20 protein-coding genes are annotated in these 18,045 nt (G+C 39.2%); 10 read left to right on the top strand and 10 right to left on the bottom strand.

Annotated elements, in window-relative coordinates:
- Positions 1–66: 66 nt before the first annotated feature.
- The 3 genes from G4Y78_RS09125 to G4Y78_RS09115 form a co-directional block, all read right to left on the bottom strand.
- Entirely contained in the window at positions 67–420 is a 354-nt protein-coding gene (locus tag G4Y78_RS09125) for a PilZ domain-containing protein (protein WP_163832729.1), read from the bottom strand.
- 191 nt (positions 421–611) lie between these two features.
- Complete coding sequence (locus G4Y78_RS09120; RefSeq protein WP_163832728.1) at positions 612–1,040, bottom strand: tetratricopeptide repeat protein; 429 nt, start codon at positions 1,038–1,040, stop codon at positions 612–614.
- Positions 1,041–1,256: 216 nt separating this feature from the next.
- Positions 1,257–2,231, bottom strand: coding sequence for an OmpA family protein (locus G4Y78_RS09115; protein ID WP_163832727.1), 975 nt, complete (start codon positions 2,229–2,231; stop codon positions 1,257–1,259).
- 187 nt (positions 2,232–2,418) lie between these two features.
- On the opposite strand from G4Y78_RS09115, the gene G4Y78_RS09110 reads away from it, so the two are divergent.
- Entirely contained in the window at positions 2,419–3,321 is a 903-nt protein-coding gene (locus G4Y78_RS09110) for a universal stress protein (RefSeq protein ID WP_163832726.1), read from the top strand.
- Between the two features lie 4 nt (positions 3,322–3,325).
- On the opposite strand, the gene G4Y78_RS09105 is transcribed toward G4Y78_RS09110, so the two are convergent.
- Positions 3,326–4,318: a S8 family peptidase gene (locus G4Y78_RS09105; RefSeq protein ID WP_163832725.1), complete on the bottom strand. Its 993-nt coding sequence runs from the start codon at positions 4,316–4,318 to the stop codon at positions 3,326–3,328.
- A 401-nt stretch (positions 4,319–4,719) separates the two neighbouring features.
- Here G4Y78_RS09105 and G4Y78_RS09100 point away from each other — a divergent pair, with 401 nt between their 5' ends.
- The 5 genes from G4Y78_RS09100 to G4Y78_RS09080 are packed head-to-tail and all read left to right on the top strand — an operon-like array spanning position 4,720 to position 7,483.
- On the top strand, positions 4,720–5,130 hold the full coding sequence (locus tag G4Y78_RS09100) for a cytidine deaminase (RefSeq protein ID WP_163832724.1): 411 nt from the start codon (positions 4,720–4,722) through the stop codon (positions 5,128–5,130).
- A 6-nt stretch (positions 5,131–5,136) separates the two neighbouring features.
- Positions 5,137–5,646, top strand: a complete 510-nt coding sequence (locus tag G4Y78_RS09095; RefSeq protein WP_163832723.1) for a methylated-DNA--[protein]-cysteine S-methyltransferase — start codon at positions 5,137–5,139, stop codon at positions 5,644–5,646.
- A gap of 43 nt (positions 5,647–5,689) precedes the next feature.
- The gene (locus tag G4Y78_RS09090) at positions 5,690–6,250 is read left to right on the top strand and encodes a hypothetical protein (protein ID WP_163832722.1); all 561 of its coding nucleotides are present in this window, start codon (positions 5,690–5,692) and stop codon (positions 6,248–6,250) included.
- Between the two features lie 2 nt (positions 6,251–6,252).
- On the top strand, positions 6,253–6,717 hold the full coding sequence (locus tag G4Y78_RS09085; RefSeq protein ID WP_163832721.1) for an OsmC family protein: 465 nt from the start codon (positions 6,253–6,255) through the stop codon (positions 6,715–6,717).
- A gap of 31 nt (positions 6,718–6,748) precedes the next feature.
- A complete protein-coding gene (locus G4Y78_RS09080) occupies positions 6,749–7,483 on the top strand; it encodes an ABC transporter permease (RefSeq protein WP_163832720.1) in 735 nt (244 codons plus the stop codon).
- 37 nt (positions 7,484–7,520) lie between these two features.
- On the opposite strand, the gene G4Y78_RS09075 is transcribed toward G4Y78_RS09080, so the two are convergent.
- From G4Y78_RS09075 to G4Y78_RS09065, 3 genes are all read right to left on the bottom strand, one after another.
- Complete coding sequence (locus tag G4Y78_RS09075) at positions 7,521–8,363, bottom strand: FHA domain-containing protein (RefSeq protein WP_163832719.1); 843 nt, start codon at positions 8,361–8,363, stop codon at positions 7,521–7,523.
- A 362-nt stretch (positions 8,364–8,725) separates the two neighbouring features.
- A complete protein-coding gene (locus G4Y78_RS09070) occupies positions 8,726–9,808 on the bottom strand; it encodes a hypothetical protein (RefSeq protein WP_163832718.1) in 1,083 nt (360 codons plus the stop codon).
- 578 nt (positions 9,809–10,386) lie between these two features.
- Positions 10,387–11,238, bottom strand: a complete 852-nt coding sequence (locus G4Y78_RS09065; protein ID WP_163832717.1) for a coiled-coil domain-containing protein — start codon at positions 11,236–11,238, stop codon at positions 10,387–10,389.
- A gap of 243 nt (positions 11,239–11,481) precedes the next feature.
- On the opposite strand from G4Y78_RS09065, the gene G4Y78_RS09060 reads away from it, so the two are divergent.
- Both G4Y78_RS09060 and sodB read left to right on the top strand, forming a co-directional pair.
- Positions 11,482–12,606 carry a saccharopine dehydrogenase family protein gene (locus G4Y78_RS09060; RefSeq protein ID WP_163832716.1) on the top strand — a complete coding sequence of 375 codons (1,125 nt, stop codon included), beginning with the start codon at positions 11,482–11,484 and terminating at the stop codon, positions 12,604–12,606.
- 293 nt (positions 12,607–12,899) lie between these two features.
- Complete coding sequence (gene sodB / locus G4Y78_RS09055) at positions 12,900–13,481, top strand: superoxide dismutase [Fe] (RefSeq protein WP_163832715.1); 582 nt, start codon at positions 12,900–12,902, stop codon at positions 13,479–13,481.
- Between the two features lie 76 nt (positions 13,482–13,557).
- Here sodB and G4Y78_RS09050 read toward each other — a convergent pair whose 3' ends face one another.
- The 3 genes from G4Y78_RS09050 to G4Y78_RS09040 all read right to left on the bottom strand — a co-directional run bounded on the left by G4Y78_RS09050 (position 13,558) and on the right by G4Y78_RS09040 (position 16,625).
- Positions 13,558–14,664: a YcjF family protein gene (locus G4Y78_RS09050; RefSeq protein ID WP_163832714.1), complete on the bottom strand. Its 1,107-nt coding sequence runs from the start codon at positions 14,662–14,664 to the stop codon at positions 13,558–13,560.
- Positions 14,661–16,058, bottom strand: coding sequence for a YcjX family GTP-binding protein (locus tag G4Y78_RS09045; protein ID WP_163832713.1), 1,398 nt, complete (start codon positions 16,056–16,058; stop codon positions 14,661–14,663). Before G4Y78_RS09045 ends, G4Y78_RS09050 begins: the two co-directional genes overlap by 4 nt.
- A 177-nt stretch (positions 16,059–16,235) precedes the next feature.
- On the bottom strand, positions 16,236–16,625 hold the full coding sequence (locus G4Y78_RS09040; protein ID WP_163832712.1) for a hypothetical protein: 390 nt from the start codon (positions 16,623–16,625) through the stop codon (positions 16,236–16,238).
- A 620-nt stretch (positions 16,626–17,245) separates the two neighbouring features.
- On the opposite strand from G4Y78_RS09040, the gene G4Y78_RS09035 reads away from it, so the two are divergent.
- Together G4Y78_RS09035 and G4Y78_RS09030 are read left to right on the top strand one after the other, a co-directional pair.
- Entirely contained in the window at positions 17,246–17,443 is a 198-nt protein-coding gene (locus G4Y78_RS09035) for a DUF6316 family protein (RefSeq protein WP_163832711.1), read from the top strand.
- Positions 17,444–17,663: 220 nt separating this feature from the next.
- A complete protein-coding gene (locus G4Y78_RS09030; protein WP_408022082.1) occupies positions 17,664–17,903 on the top strand; it encodes a type 2 periplasmic-binding domain-containing protein in 240 nt (79 codons plus the stop codon).
- Positions 17,904–18,045: the final 142 nt, after the last annotated feature.

Genomic DNA, 18,045 nt, shown 5'->3' with positions numbered 1-18,045 from the left:
ACCCAATGACAAAATATCAGTGCATTTTACGAGGTTAACCTGGAAAACAAAATGCGCCTTGATAGTTCAGTCTTTAAAACTAAAGTAGTGTTGCAGCGACTCAACGATATCTTTAATACCGCAATGGGTATGAATAATCTCAAAGCCAGAGTCAAAATAGCGTTGATCAATGTCAGGCTTACACCATAAACATACCGCAATAAAATCTATCTTTCCGGCATTGTCGGGTAGCTTAATTAGCAGCTGATACTCAGCACTGGTCATAATCGGTATTTCACTAATCAGCATCAAACCATGAGTGGATATGTTACCAATAAATCCCATTGATCGGTCAGTATAGTTGTTATATACAGTTAAATAGTCAGTGAGGTGGTGACGAGGGATTAAGCGTTTTTCATTAGTAAAACTGTGATTTGCCATTGTTCGTTAGCTTATTGTCTCACATCAGGTTGCACCTCCCTGTCAGATAGAAAATAGCTTTTCTATAGCCAAAGTTATTACCGACAACTCACATGCCATCCACTTGCTTGCGAAATGATCAAACCTATTAGAAGTGTAGTCGTAAGTTGTTAAAAATGACAGCTAAACGTTATCAAAAAGACATGAAATCGTCATTTAGCGTAGGGGCTTTTCCCTATCTTTCCACCTGTTAATACTCTAATTCGGGCTTTTGCACGATAGGCATATTCAGATTGAGGGTAAGTCTGTTGAATAAAACGATAGGTTTCTATTGCATCCATATACAGTCCCTGTCGTTCTAGACATAGGCCACGTAACATGGAAACTTCTGGTTGTAAAAAACGCCGTGGTTGAGCACGAATCATTCGATCAACCCGACTTAGAGAGTGAAAAGTACCTACGCAATTACCATTGTCATAATGCTGATAAGCAAAATCTAACTCTTGATTAATCCGGTGAGAAGCACAGCCACTGATCAATATGAATAATATAGAGACGAAGACAAGTTTGCAGAGAAAAACAATTGCACCACAACAACTACTGAGGCCATTCAAGAAAAAGCGCACTTGTTGTTCTGCCATCGTTTTACCCTGTCATTAAGTAAAGAAAAACCATGTCAACAAATATCGACCTATTGGCTTTTTTCTTTAATAGACAATTTTACTTAACGAGCAGCTTTCGTAAGAAAGCAACAACACACAAGTACAGTTTTGATCATTCAGAAACAAACAGGTAAGCCAGCAAAAGCTGGTAAACAGGTCATTGCCTGTTACCAACTCAGCATTGGCTTTTGGGTATTACTCAGTAACTACCTTTTCAACGCGATCGACTGCTTCGATAGTAGCAACAACCCGACGGTTTTGCTTACGACCCAAAGGAGTTCCGTTATCAGCAATGGGTTCAGCTTCCCCTTTACCAATAGCGGTCAGGCGATTGCCATCCACTTGATATTGTTCAATCAACGCTTCACGAACGGCATCGGCACGTGACTGAGACAACATCAGGTTGTAGGTGTCATTACCGACTGAGTCAGTATGTCCTTCAATAGTGACATGCACATTGGAGTATTTACGTAAGAACTGGGCAGCTTTTTCCAATTCACCGTAGTACTCAGGCTTCACCTCTGACTTGTCAAAGTCAAACTCAACATTAAGCCTCACACTAACGGGCTTATCGACATAAATTGTCTGAGGCTCTTCTACCGGAGTAGGAGCTGGCGTCACTTTACGAGGCTTACTGGTTTTAGTGTCGCCCAAGGCATACTTGAGTGAAAACATCCAGGCTGCATCGTTATCATCTTCATCCAGACTGTGGTAACCACGAACATCTGTTCTTAGCGCCAACCGATCAGTTAATTCGCGCTCAATACCCACACCCACACCTAGCAAGGTTTCTTCATCAACACCTGAGGTATTTGGGTCTATCCGCATGTGAGCAGCACTTGCCAATAAATAAGGCTTCCATTTACCTTTTGGGTTAAAAAAGTACAGCCCATCCAGGTGATACCACTGGGCATCAACTTCGTTATCCAAACCAGGATCTTCAGTTTTTAAGCCCCCAACCCCTAATTGCAAGGCAGTACGCTCATTAAACTGATAACCGAAATCCAGGCTGTAGATGGAATCATCCTCAAGGCCACGATCATCATTAAAAAAGTATTTGCCCACCGAAGGAGCAACATACGCGTGGGGCTTAACCTGTTCCTCAGCAGCTACTGTATAAGTGGCCAGACTCAGAACAATCCCCGTGGTAATTAAGTTCATTTTTTTCATTAAGCCAAACTCTCCATTGCACGAATAAATCGTCCGGTTGGAGTATATAATGACTTTTTGCAATAAAAAAAACTGAAGCGATTAAAAATGGTTGCCAAACAGTCAAATCGTGAATCAGATCACTACTTTTTTATGCCATAATAATAAATACTCGTTTAGATAATCATTATAAAACAGCGGTTACTCAATGGAAAATTTAAATACACCACTTTCGTCTTTTTGTTTAGTATTGCTTGACTGGCAAAATAACTCTTCCACTTTTTTAAATAGAGCCATAACGACAGCAGCCTTACTTTCCGACGAAATTTATTATGCTGTTATAATTACCCACTCATTTAAGTACTTACCCTTACCAGGTAAACAGTCTCCCAGTAAAAAGCAAATAGAAACAGAATCCAATCAACAGGTTGAACAAATTTGTGGTCAATTAAATATTAACAAAGCACTCCACTACTGTGGGATTTTTATGGGAGATGAAGGTATACATCAGTTAAATCAAGTCTGCCTTAAAAAACAGATTACGCTCATCATAAAACACCTTCATCCTAGCCTCCCTTTTACCCAACAATTTGCAGCTATTAGCCCCATGCAATTCATTAAAGAAACGACCATATCTATATGGTTTATCACACAACCAACCCCCAACCAGCAGGCATTAGTTTGTGTGAATGGTGAACAGCATGATGCGCAACACGAACAGCTTACTCAAAAAGTGATTGCAGTCAGTGGAAGGCTTGCTAACAGGTTATCCATAAAGCTTGAATTATTTCATGCTATAACACCATTAGGAGCAGAATGGTTAGTTGATACAGACCTTACCCAGCCACATCAAGAGGAAACGCAACAACTGGAGACTAACTTTGATCAACTGGTTAGCCAATTACAAAATACACTCCCAGCTGATGCCTGTTCCATCACCTGTATGCAAGGAGAACCTGGCTATGTCATCAGTCAACGATTGCAGCAGCAAATGATCGATTTACTGATTATTGGATGGCTACCACAAAACCACTGGACCCATGCTATACATGGCCAATTGGCCGAGCGATTTATTAAACAAGGTAGTTTTGATGTAATTATTATAAAATAAAAGCTTATTTTTGTGAGATTAGCTTAGTCAACGGGGTATTATTTAATGCAGCAACGCAATCCAAAACCCCAGTCGGTTTTCCGCTACGTTTTATTTGTTGTTTACTCTTAAAAGTACTAGTAAAAATTTCTTTAACTTGCTCAGTATTAATTTGTGGATTTTTTTCTGCCATCAACGCAATACAACCTGCTACTGCGGGTGTTGCCATTGAGGTACCAGAGTCCATTTTCGTTAAAGAGTTTTTATCTGATGGATCGAAATTTTCATTGGTTGAAATAATATTATAACCAGGTGCAAGTACTTCAGTATGAGCAAATGGCTGCTGACCAACCGTTGATTTATTTTTGTTACTCGCTTTAAAGGCACCTACAGCAATAACATTGTCAAGACAAGCCGGAAAATCCTTAAATACCCCAAAACCCTCGTTCCCTGAAGCAGCTACTACAATAACCCCTTTTTCAGTTAATTTAGAAATATAGTTCCTTATTGCACGTGCAGGCCCTGTTGGAGGGACACAAGACCAACTTGAAAATGAGCGACTACCTAAGCTCATATTGACCACTTTAACGTCCTGTAATTCTGGGTTGCTGTCTATAGCCTTAAGCGCTTCAACAATGTCAAAGTTAGAACCATTATTAGCCTGATGTAGCACTCGCAAATTAACAACATTAGCTTGTGGCGCTATACCTGTGGGCGCACCCTCACTGAGTGGCTGAGCAGCAATGATACCGGCAACATGAGTACCATGATCTGCAGGGTTATTGCTACCATGATAATTACTTTGACAGGAGGCCTGTTTATAATTATTTTCTTTATCCCAGTTCGATGAAAAACAATAATGTCGGGTAATATGACGAAGCTGTGGATGATTACTATTAATTCCCGAGTCAATAACAGCAACAGTAATACCTTTCCCTGTATACGAGCTAGCATTTACAAAAGAAAAAGCTGTTAATGAATTTACAAGAAATATAACAAATAATAAGCGCTTCACCATAAGATAACTACTTCCATTAAAAATATTATTATTTATTGTTAGCCTCTTGATTAAGAACCAAAGCAAACCCTACTTTTTTATTACTATTCAAGGTTATTGATTTTGCTAAACTATGTAAATTAGGTTGATTGATATTCAGCACAACAACAATGATACTTAAGTCACGTTTTGTACTAGTGTTATAAGGATGTACCCAGAAGTAGTTACAGATTCAAGACTGCAAGGCATCAGAGCTACAACTATCCCTCTCCCTTGGACACAATCTGCTTTACGTCAAGCCTATATACTGTTAATTTAGTCACAACTTTAAAAGTATAATAAAAGCTTAGTTTTATACCCTCATTCGAAAGGGTAAAGACCTCAACTACATATATATTTTTGAGTATTCTATGGGCAATAGCATGAATATAGGAGAACAATTATACCAGGCTGCAATGAGACTAAGTGAAAAGCGTTATCCTGTGGATTTTGGAGGTGCAGCGGCTATTAGAACCCAGTCAGGTAAAATTTTGACCAGTGTAGCACCCGACACCAAAAATGATGCACTTGCCTTATGTATGGAAGTGGGCGCACTTCTAGTAGAAGCCCATATACTTAATGAAATAGTCACCCATTCATTATGCATTTATCGCGAAAGCGAGAAGGCTGATTATTTAATCCTTAGTCCTTGCAACATTTGCCAGGAAAGAGTTGTCCACTGGGGTGGCAATGTACAAGTTACTATCAGTAACCAACAAAATCAGCTTATTTTTAAAACAATTCGAGAATTACAACCTTACCATTGGTCCATCGTCAATGGAGAAACACTGTAATAACTTATGAGAAAAATAAATATCCAGTATTATCATACACCCTGTGGTCCGTTAGTATTAGGTGAATATAATGGTCAGCTTTGCTTGTGTGACTGGCAATATAGAGAAGCAAGAACTACGGTTGATAACAGGCTAACCAAAGGTCTTAAAGCAGGTTTTATTGAAGAAAATAGTGATACTCTACAAACAGCCAAACAACAACTAACAGAATATTTTAACGCCAAAAGAAATATTTTTGATATTCCTTTATTAATGGTTGGAACTCCTTTTCAAAAAACCGTCTGGCAAGCTTTACTGCAAGTCCCCTTTGGTACAACCACCAGCTACCTGCAATTAGCAGAAAATATTGGTAATAAAAAAGCCATCAGAGCCGTGGCCAACGCTAATGGTGCCAATGCAATATCAATCTTTATTCCCTGCCATCGTATTATCGGTAACAATGGGAAGCTAGTTGGCTATGCCGGAGGTTTAGACGCCAAGCAAAAACTATTATCCATAGAACAGCAGTGCAGTTAGTTCATATCAATCAGTCATTTTTTAGTGAAAATAGCGAAAGCATATGAGTATCACTCTCTACAATGATTTTGAGAATATAATACATACTTATATTCAAGCTAAAGATAAAAACCAGCCTTCCTTAATGAAGCAAGTCTTTTCCAGAGATGCCGTTCTGGAAATAAAAAACAAATCAGCTCATATTGAACTCCCTGCTATAACAACAGGCTTAAGTGCTATCACCGACACCTTGGTGACTAACTTCAACCAATCCTACGAAAATGTTTACACCTACTGTCTACTCAACTCATTTCAAAACGGGCAAAGTGATCTATCATGTCAATGGTTAGTAATCATGAGAGAAAAAGCCAGTAAAAAGCTTCGTGTAGGCTGTGGACGTTACGATTGGATAATTAACGATCACTTCTACACTCTAGCCAATAAACTAATCATCACTATTGAACACATGATTGTACTGCCAACAACTGAATCAACAACAATAACAAAATGGCAAGGTAATTTAGATTATCCTTTTACGGAGCCTAGTAGACTTCTAGAGAAAATGTCTGAATTAGAAGCACTTAGGAATATTAGCCAACCAACTGCCTGCTCAATAGGAGCCTGAAAATGTCTGAATATACAGCAACCATAAGATGGCAAAAAGCTGACGACGAAGACTACTTAGCTAATCAATATAGTCGTGCCCACACTTGGTCATTTGACGGAGGCCTCACCATACCTGCCTCCTCATCTCCCCATATTGTCCCATTGCCATACTCTGAGGAAGCAAATGTTGATCCTGAAGAAGCATTTGTCGCATCCTTATCAAGCTGCCACATGTTATTTTTCTTAGCTATAGCAGCTAAACGAAAGTTTATTATTAATGAATACGTAGATAATGCCATAGGTACGCTGGAAAAAGACACTGATGGCAGGATGGCAATGACAACAGTCATCTTACACCCCAAAATTAGCTTTGATGGTAGCAAGCCAACCCGACAAGAGTTAGAAGAAATACATCACTTATCACATGAAAAATGTTTTATTGCTAACTCAGTTAAAACAAAAGTGATAACTACAATTATTGAGTAATAGTATATTTAAAGACCACAAGTACAAACTAATGAAAGAGTCAATACAAATAATACCCTTTTCCAACCTAGCATTAGCGTTTATTCCTGTGGCGGCCGTCATTATAATTATTTGGAAATGGCAATTAAATTACAAAAATACTATATACGCCATTTGCCGCATGCTAACTCAGCTATTATTTATTGGTTACATTTTAACGTATATTTTTGCCAGCGATAGTGCTTTAATTGTTGGTTTGGTTCTCTTCGTAATGATAGCAGCTTCAAGCTGGATTGCTTTACGCACTCTATCAATTCCTCGCCAAACATTATATTTAATGTCCTTTATCTCAATTACCTTGGGTGGAGGAATAATCTTATTTTTTATCACTCAATTTATTTTGATACTACAACCTTGGTATTTACCTAATTATTTAATTCCTCTAGCAGGAATGGTGTTTGCTAATGCTATGAACAGCGTTAGCCTGGCAGGAGAAAGAATAGAAGCCGAGCTGAATAGAGGGTTATCCTATGAGGAGGCGCGCATTATCGCCTTTAAAACATCTTTGATTCCTATTACAAATTCATTGTTTGCAGTTGGACTAGTCTCTTTGCCTGGAATGATGACAGGGCAGATTCTATCAGGGGTTTCCCCCTTAATTGCAGTGCGTTATCAAATTATGGTGATGTGTATGCTGTTTGGTTCATCTGGTTTTACATCAGCGTTATTTCTTACCCTAATTAAGAACAAGCTAGCCACAATAACTGATACTGACACTAAACCATAAAAAATTACAAAATGGTGTATCAATTCGCAACACAGCACTAGTTAATCAAATTAAACCACCACAACAGTGTCATCAGAATAAGCAGTAAAGCCCCCCACCCCCAAAGCTTGAAACTAGTTGTATTGGATTTACTTGCATTGACCAACTCTTGTTGTTGCAAGTCATAATTCAACTGGTTAAGGGGCAAATAACCTGTATTAGTTTTATGGTAGTTCTGGGTGGTCATTGCCTCTGACTTTGCTCTCACTCGGGTTTTACTTTGATCCTCTGGTGGACCAATAACCACAAAGCTGAACTGATCAAATGTTATTAAGTCACCGGTACGAAGCCGACCTTCTGTAATTTGTTGATCATTTATAAAAGAGCCGTTAGCTGAAATCAGGTCTTTCACGAAAAGTAAGCCATCAACCAAATACAATTCCGCATGACGTCGGGATATATGCGGAGAGGGTAAACATAAATCACAGTCAGTAGCTCGCCCTACCAGCAACTGGTCAGTCACAGCAATCGTATTTTGAGCTAAATCATGATTAACAGGCTTAAGATACCAGCCCGTTACCTTTTTTACAGGATTATGTACAGGCGCCCTTACCTGCTTTGGATCAGAAATCAATAGTTCAGTAGCGCCTATGCGAATAGTATCACCCGCTTGTAATAAACGGTTTTTCAAGACAGGTTCATTATTAACGTAAGTATTTATCCCTCCCGTTAAATCGATTAATGTAGCCTGGTCCCCTTGAATAAAAATACTAATATGCTCGTCTGCAATAGTAGGATCTTTTACAATAAAGTCACAATCAACTCCATTCCCTACCACTACTTTATTGCCTACTAACCATATAGCTCCTTTTGCGCTGTGTTTATAGCCCAACTTCAGCATGTACAGTGTTTCCTGAAATGCAAATAATAAATATTCGCGTCACATTAATAGATAATCTGAGTATTTCCATTATGTTAGATATACATTTGTTTATTTATAGATAAAACCAAGGTTGAGCTTATCCCCATTAAAACGATTTTTTTCAAGGATATCTTACAAAATGTAGACTGGCTCTAAAAAAATTTATACCCTTCACTTTTACAATAATACCAACAAATGTAGAAACGCGAGCAAAAAAGTACACAACGGTATTGTCGCATATCTTTTTACAAAGCCACTAATAAGTCTGCCTAAATCCCAAAAAAATTAAATAACAGATAACGAAAGTTTATACAGACATCACAAACAAACCCCACTATTGTCTATTTAACAAGCAGCTTTAGGGTGTTTTTGCAAAATTCACTGGCCACCTTGTCAGTGTATTCCATTATTTGTTCGCGCTGTTTAAGTGTAGGCTTAACACTATTTTTTAGCGCATCCAGGGCTTCCAGCTGTAATAGTTTCACTTCACAGTAGGCACTGTTTTTAGTCAACTTACCTTCCAGTTGCTGGCTTGCAGAATCTACCAATACAAAGTCTACACGACTAGAAACCAAGTGAGGGCTAATATCAGCTTCCCTCTGCACAGCCGTTGCTGTGGTTAACGTTTTAGAGTGGTTAGCAAACTTCATATGCACTACCGCAGGTGATTCAACCAACGGTTGATCAGGAATAATCATGTAACCAACTTTAGGCAAGTGTTCATTTAACAGCCGGTTGATATAAGATAAATTATATGGGCTGTTATCCTCCAACAAATTCAAGTTATTTGACAATACCCAGCTTTTCATGACGCAGCCTGTCATGCCATGCTGCTCACGATTTGGGCATTTACTTTCAACACTCGTCACAAAGCGTACATGATATTTAAGGCTATTTTTAAGAGAAAGCAGTTTAAATTGTTGCTTCTCTTTCAACCAATTATGTAACAGTGTTGTTTGCTCTATGTCTGGAATGATTTCATTGGCTGAAGTCAACTTGAGAGCTGGTGTCAGTAGTCCTTTTTGTTGCCTGAAAGCGTTTAATAAACGAGGTTTAACGCTTTTTGGGATATGAAAATGTGCTTGAATGACCGGTTTTTGTAATAAGTTGCTGGCAACATTTTGTTTAATCTTCGCCCAGTCCGTGGCTGTTAATGGCAAGTCTGCCTGATTAGGTTGATAGAAGTTAAATAAATCATAGCTGTTACTAGTATCCAGCCACTTATTGGCCTGCTGGTAACGTTGATCATAAGCACCTAGCAGCTTATTGTAATCAGTTCCCTGGTAATCATAAGTTGCAGATAGTGTACTAAAAGAAGATTGTTGTTTTACACCTGGTTTTAGCGGCGAATTACTTGTACAAGCTGTTAACAACAGCACACTTAACAGTGGTACATGCAACAATAAAGGACAATTTAACTGCATAATGATAACTACTCTAGTTACACCCACTTAGGCAGGTACTTTGTATTTTTATATAAAGCTCGTTTTAGGTTAGCTGATAGGCTATTGTAAAATGTTTACTGCTATATTAAATGCTTACTAGATTAGTTAAAGCATCACTAAACAAGTTAATACATGAATTAATAATCAAATAACCTATTCTCAAGACTTACCCTGCTAATAATTTGTCTCAATTCAATGGATTATAGCTTTGTCATTTGCTTTTGGCGTGAACTAAACCAATTTATTACTATTGAACTATTAACAATATTGCCCAATATATAAAATAGTAGACACAATAAATGATAACCAGGTATCTATTATATATAACAAGATGGGGTACAAAAAAGAAAAGTGAAGGATAAAAAAAGCCCGGCGCTAGCAGGGCTTTTATACTTTTCGCGAATGATTTCTATACCATTGCTCTTCACCCCAGTCATTTAGTTTACTAAATGACTGGGGCTTCATCTCTCCATGACCTCGCTTAAATTATCCTTCGCTGTGAGTATATATCGTTTTATTTTTACACCTAAAAATGATTCATGATGGGTATATATTGATTACTTAAGCTTTTTCTTAATTTCAATTAGCTGGCTATTAACTTGTCGTCTAAATGCATCAATGGCTTTTAGTGTTTCTGCATGGGCTGCTACTTGTTTGACTAAGTCTGCCTGCTGGGCTTGATCCTGTTTGCCAACTAATTTCTGCTGGGCTGAAAGCGTTTCAACCGTTTGCTCTAACTGATTTAGCTGTTCTGTCAATACAGAGATTGCTGCTTCATTTGCTGGGTTCGGCTTTGACTGGTTACTAAGCTGTTTGGTCAGCTTGCTATTTGCTTTCTTTAACTGAGCTAACTCTGCCGCCAGTTTAGTTATTTGTGACTGGCTCGATTTATAATCCTTAGCAAGCTGCGTCACAGTACTCTCTTTGCCACCAAGTGATTTGGTTAGCTTGGCAATTGCCAGGGCATTTTTTTCAGTCGCTTGTTGGCTTGCCTCAATACTCGACTTGTTCCGTTTGTTCGCTAAATCCCACAACTTACGAATTTCGCTATGAGCCAGTGCCAGCTCCTTTTTCATTTTGACGCGCTCAGCTTCTCGTTTAGAGGCAGTCTTGGCTAAGTCTGCACCAGTTGCCGAAAGCTTACCTGTCACTTCATTTAAAATCGTCAGTGTTTTTTGCTGCGACTTCTTCAGGCTGGCATTTTCCTTCCTGAGCTTATCAATGGTTAAATAACCAAACCCTCCCATTGCCACAACTGTAATCACTAGCAGAAAAACCATAAATGCAAGTAATGGGCTAGACTTCTTCACAATAGTTTTTGGCCTACCATAGTGCCTGCTATCTATGTCATCATCTGCAATCGATACACTGGGTAAGTCATCGTAGTCATCGTATCGGTTATCAGTCATCGCAATACTTCTCGCCCTTTTTCATTGCCAGCCATTGTAGAATATTGACTACTATTCACCAATACCCTTTTATTATTTAAATTTCACCTGATTGCAGTTTAGCTATTTCACAAATTCCTTGATTAAGTTACTACAGCCGAATAGCCTACCACTTCCGAATCATACGCTATTGATAGATTCATGCAGGTTATTCACTAGCAGTATGCCAACTCTTTACCATGCCCGCTACGGGAGCCACTATGTATGCTTGAAAGCCAGACAGGAACAGTAAAAACCCAACTCTCTCCTAAATGGCTTATTTATGGTGCCAATGGCTATACTGGTCGGCTAATTGCCAAAGAAGCCGTGAAACAAGGGCTCGAGCCCATACTTGGGGGACGTAACGATCAAGAAATTGCCCCTTTAGCTATTGAATTAGGCCTATCTTACCGTATTTTTGACCTAACTGATCAGCAAATTGTGAACCAATCACTATCAGACATTGATCTTGTTGTACTTTGTGCTGGTCCATTTTCCACTACTAGCAGGCCAATTGTTTCTGCTTGCTTAAGCCAGGGTACCCATTACCTTGATATTACTGGTGAAATATCAGTATTTACAGCTATTTTTGAACAACACCAAGCCGCCAAGGAAGCTAATGTTGTACTATGTCCTGGTGTAGGATTTGATGTCATACCAACAGACTGCATCGCAGCCACCCTGAAAAATGCCTTGCCAGATGCGAACTACCTGGCCCTTGGTTTTGATAGCAATAGTCAATTAAGCCCCGGCACCATGAAAACAGCAATTGAAGGATTAAGGTCAGGCTGTAAAATTCGTGAAAATGGCATTATTAAAACTGTACCGCTCGGCTACCGACAACGCCAAATTGACTTTGGCAATGGCTTAAAACAAGCTGTAATAATCCCTTGGGGAGATGTCGCAACCGCTTACTTTTCAACCCATATTCCTAACATTGAGGTTTACATTCCTCTATCACCCCCTGGTATTCATCGACTACGTCGATTACGCTGGTATCGTCCTTTATTATCACTACCATTAGTACAGCGACTCTTAAAATATCAAGCTTCACGTAAATATCGAGGGCCATCAGAACAAGAGCGACTGCAAAGCAAAGTATCTGTTTGGGGAGAAGTGAAAAATGATCGCGGGGATATTAAGCATGCCTTTCTTACCACCCCCAATGGCTACCTATTGACAGTAGCCGGCACCTTATTAGCAGTACAACACCTGTTGCACTACCGTGGAGAAGGAGGTTACTTTACCCCATCCCAACTAATGGGCAGAAACACCATCGAAAGCTTGCCTGGCACTTCTAGAATCAAAGTCACTAGTGGTACATTCGAGATAAATGCACGAGCCTTATAAGCCCAATATTTCCTACGTTTGCTTTCCCCTATTAACCCTACTTTTTATACCATAGAAAAGGCATCACTTGAGTGCTATGATTTGCCTACTTCTGAAACCTGTAGGGTTAAATTCAAAGCAAGGCATGAGTAATATGCAACAGATTGGTCATACATATTTTTTACAGCAGACAACCGATGTAAAAATAAGCATGTAAAAGCGATGTCATAACATTGCCTTAGTTGAACTTATTGTCTATATAAGACATACCCTATTATTAAGCCTGATGAATAATATAAATGGAGTAACCTACAATGGCTATTGAATTGCCTGCTCTTCCTTATGAACGTGATGCCCTTGAGCCTCATATCTCAAAAGAAACCTTGGATTACCATTATGGTAAACACCATAATACTTATGTTGTGAAATTAAACGGCCTGATTGAAGGTACTGACTTTGCTGGCAAAGACTTAGAGTACATCGTTAAAAACTCTGAAGGTGGTGTTTTTAATAATGCAGCTCAAGTTTGGAATCACACTTTTTACTGGAACTGCTTAAGCCCCAATGGTGGTGGTGAGCCTACTGGTGAACTGGCTAATGCCATCATTGAAGCATTTGGCTCTTTTGCAGACTTCCAAGCACAACTGACTGATAAAGCCGTAAACAACTTCGGCTCTGGCTGGACCTGGTTAGTTAAAAACCAAGACGGTAGTTTGGAAATTGTTAACACCAACAACGCTGGCACGCCTTTAACAGGTAACCAAAAACCTTTATTAACTGTTGATGTATGGGAACATGCTTATTACATTGACTATCGCAATGTTCGCCCAGACTATTTAAAAGCCTTTTGGCAATTGGTCAACTGGGAGTTTGTGGCAGGCAACTTTGCAGGCTAAGCCAGTTCTCTCTAAAACAAAATGCTGGGGGCTTAATGCCTCCAACATTAAACCTTCTTTGCTAAAAACCATTTATTTATTCAGTATCTTGGTTAGCCCCTCTCATTTCATCATTTTTCTTACTTAATGACTGCTTATTGCCTGGCTTAACACTTGCCAGCAAGTTATCCATAAACTGCTGTTTTAAGTAAATCATTAACTGTCCATAAATACTTTTTAATCGAGGCTTTTGCTTAACGGAAAAAGGAATGGGTCGACACAAATTGATTGCCTGATAACCTAGTCTGGCGGTTAATAAGCCAGCTCCCATTCCCTGAGTGAATCGAGTTGAAACCCGACCTGCTAGTTCTGCTCCTAATAAATCCATACCAATATCCGCAATAAGTTCAGTGGCACCGGTATAAACCATGTTGCGAAATACCGTACGAATCAGAGAAATACGGCTCCAATAGCCTAGTTTAACGCCATAAACCTCACACAACTTATCGATCATTTTGATATTACGCCACCCCAAAATCAGCATATCAGTAATGGCCAGTGGGCTAATTGCCACTAATAATGCTGCTTCTGATGACCAGCGATATACCACCTGCTCAGCTTGGCTATCCAATGGCTTCAACACCATTTGGCTATATAGTGCAATTACCTCTGCATCATTGTGACTACTATTTACAGTACTAACCCACTGCTGATACCCATCAGTTGCCTGGTAACCACTCTGCTGACTTAGCCTTTTAGCAAAACGTATAGCTTCCCCCTGCTGTTCGCTTTGTTGTAAACGATTCGCCTTTCGCTGCCACTGTTGCAGTTTTTTTAGCTTGGATAAACTACGCAATTCACCAAATATCACCTTGCCAAAACAAGTCACTAATAGTACCAAACCTGCTGTATAGGTGACTGCTATCAAACGGCTCTGCTGCCACTGCTCAACTAAAAACCATGTCAATTCTGCTAAGGCACCAGCGCCTACCAACCCAGCAGCAATTAATAACCAACGTCCGGTCGGTGACTTTGTTGATCGAGGTGCCACCGGTAAAGCTTGCTCAATTGGCTGTTCTAGCTTCGGAGTAAACTGGTCAGCTGTAAAGTCCAAGCGTTGCTCGACTTTCTCGGATTGTTGTTGCTCAGCCAGTGGTTTGTCAAAATGAATAGCTTGATTTAATTGTTCATCTTGTTTGCTCATTGCAGTTTATCCCCCAATAAAAAATCCAATGCTTGATCCATCCTAATATGAGGGAGCGGTTGATTTAGTTGCTTGGCTGGAGGAAAAAACTCCACAAAACGAAACGGCTTTTTCTCCCAATAATCAGTTTTTGGCGGCGAGCTGGGTACTTCACCAGGAAACAATGTCAGTAAGCTTCGATCAGTTAATTGATGTCCTTCAATTGCCGGTATCTGCTTACCTTGATAATCACAGAAGCCAGCCTGCGTTGCTCTAATGGAAGCCAATGCCATTGATTCCACGGTAATACCATCAAACCGTACATGACGTTTAATACCCTGGACCAGCTCGGTTAATAAAGCCACCATATGTCCATGTTGATCAGGCGTCACATGGTCCGCCTTGGTTGCAACAAATAACAGCCGGTCTATTTTCGGTGAAAATAACCGAGTGAGAAAATTGCTTTTACCATAGTTAAAACTTTCAGCAATTTGTTCCAATGCCAGCTGTAAGTCATTAAAACTACCAGAGCCTGCATTTAATGGTTGTAAACAATCGGCCAATACAATCTGTCGGTCAACCTGAGCAAAGTGCTCTTTATAAAAACGTTTCACTACCTGATCACAATAGCTGTTATAACGACGGGTTAATTCTGCTAATAAGCATTCATTACTCACCTTATCTTGTGAAGTAACAGGAACTGGGAAAAAGTTTAATATAGGCGCACCTTTCATTTCACCAGGCAATAAAAAACGACCTGGCTGCAAAAAATGGAGTCCTAACTCTGTTCGGAACCGTTGAATAAGTGTTGTATATTGTTCAGCAAGCTCTCTAATAATGTGATCATCAGCAGCTTCAGTAAAACCCAATGCAGCTACACGGCCTAACCAATCACTGGCAAGTGCCTGTCTTGGTGACTGATTAAGTAATGCCCACTGTTGCTCACTCCAGCTAAGAAAACTTTGCTCTAGCATCGGCAAGTCCAACAACCACTCACCAGGATAGTCAATAATGTCTAATAGCAGAGTTACTGGTTCAGACAACCAACTGGATATCCCTGTAGCGGGTAAAAAACGCAGTGCTAGCCGTATTTCACTTAACCCTTTGGTTGGCTCAGGCCATTCTGGCGCCTCACCCGATAACGACTGTAACGCCAAGTCATAACGAAAACTGGCCACTTCCGGATGCGGCTGCTGGGCACGCCGTACGCCTAATAACCGGTCATCTTGAACAACCTCAAAAAAAGGCAACTGCTGACTATAACTCCCTTCTAAAAGCTGATTGACTAATGATGTAATAAAAGCAGTTTTGCCACTGCGGCTTAGCCCTGTTACCGCCAGGCGGAGGTGTCGATCTAAAGTACGCTTTAAAAGCTGCTGCCCTTGTTGTTGAATTCGCTGCCAATATCCAACCATAGATTACTGTTACCTGTTGTCTGCTACATTGTATAGCCTACCCTGGCAACACAGGAACGCAATGTTTATTATGAAATTAAATTAGAAAATCAAAGCTATTAACAACACAGTTGACGTCAAGGCCAGCTGTGTTGTTAAGCTTATTAGATATGGGAAGGGGTCACAGTAAACCTGGACTTATTGAATTTCAACCTTAAATACACTAACTTTCTTTCCAGGGGTATGAACTACTGCTTTCACTGGACAACGACCACGATTAGTATAGTTAAAATACCACTCCGTCATACGGTCGTCACCGCTCTTACCTACAGTTACTGCCTTATACCCAGGATTAGAACAACCTATTGACTTGTGAGGCCCCCAATTTACAAAACAGCCTCCATCAGTCACATAGCCTTGTTGATAAGCAGTGGTTCTACCACAAGTATCTGAAGTTTCACACGACAGCTTCCAGGTACCATAACAAGTTCTAGCCGAGCTTTCTGTTTCATCCAAAAAATCTGATGCATAAACAGTGGTTGCTGAAGCAAGCGCAACAACTGAGGATAATAGCATGTTTTTTAACATAACCTCTCCTTAGGTCTAGTCTTCTGCGAATAGCTTTTAAGCATAGCTGTTGAGCAGTTTTTTTCTTAAAAAAAGTCCTTCGCTTGAGTCTAGATTTTTTTATTTATTGATTTTTAAAAGACTCGCAATAACTTAGCTTATTAATACAATTTCATATAAACCAGGCTAAGTATTTTAAATATAAAGCACTAACAACTGCTTTCTCAGCAGCTCCTCAGAAAACTATCAAAAAAATCCATAGCCGTCTACTCGACTTATGTATTAAATATAAAAACGATCCACCCAGAAAGTAGGTGCTTACAAATTTTTGTTTATCTATATAAATACCAACCTAATTGTTAATTAAATTTCAGATATCACTTCTTTAACATCTAAACCAACGGCAATATTAAGTTTTACCTCCTAATCATTAAAAAGTAATCTTTTTCTCATATACAAATATTTTAAACAGAATAATTTACACTCTCTATTAAGCCAGACCTTGTTTACATTAAATATCAATCACTTAGTGATACTAGCCCAGATATTGCACCAAATAGCAAAGATTTTGGGCATTCTGACTAAATACTTTACTATGTGAAAGATTTTTAAAATAAAAGCAAGTTGAAAGAGGTGGTACTGTGCCATTATTTCGAAAAAATGAGGCTGACAATTTATTTGTTAAACACCACGGTCGATATTTACAAACACAAGATGGCTGGTATTTCTATACAAGAGAGGGTAAAACATTAGGTCCCTATGACTCTAAAGATCTGGCTATCGAGGGCTTAAATCAATACCTTGAATTTTTACCACAGGCCCATCCAGTTAATAGCTAGTGTGAAACTATTTTTTAGCAGAAGATACTTAGTCAAAGTCACTTTCTTGTATATCGGAGGGATAGTATTCATTATTTCAGCAATATCTAGTGAAATCAGCAAATACTCCCTTGCTACCATGATGGGACATACTCACTTTTTTCCATTCAAAACGCAGGAATTAACGACAATAGAAAGCGGGATCACAATGCTCGCGAATGGTAGAATTGATGGATACATTATGGAGCAAGACGCAGTAGATAGCTATATTCGAAAAAGTAGAATGACCAATATTCGCAGAGAGCTTTATTATCAATGGGAATCATCAGTTGTAATCCCAAAGGGAGACAAACAAAAAGAAATTGACAGTATTATTTCAAATGCATTGCGTAAACTCAAAGCAAATGGAACATTGCAAGCAATAACCCAAAAAATTCACCACCCGTATATAGAATGGCAGCCCAACGAAATAAGTTGGTAAATAGATGCATAGACATCTAATAACAGACTAACCCGACCAAGTAATGGATTATGAGGATTTAACACTCAGTTTGTCATAATTACTATTATTACCATAGCAGTTTTCGTTCATGCAGACTAATATATACATCGAGTATAGGGTT

Origin of the sequence: Spartinivicinus ruber (assembly GCF_011009015.1) — a bacterium.
GTDB classification, from domain to species: Bacteria; Pseudomonadota; Gammaproteobacteria; order Pseudomonadales; family Zooshikellaceae; genus Spartinivicinus; species Spartinivicinus ruber.
Note: the sequence above shows the minus strand (reverse complement) of the source record. Positions and strands in the feature narration are given on the sequence as shown.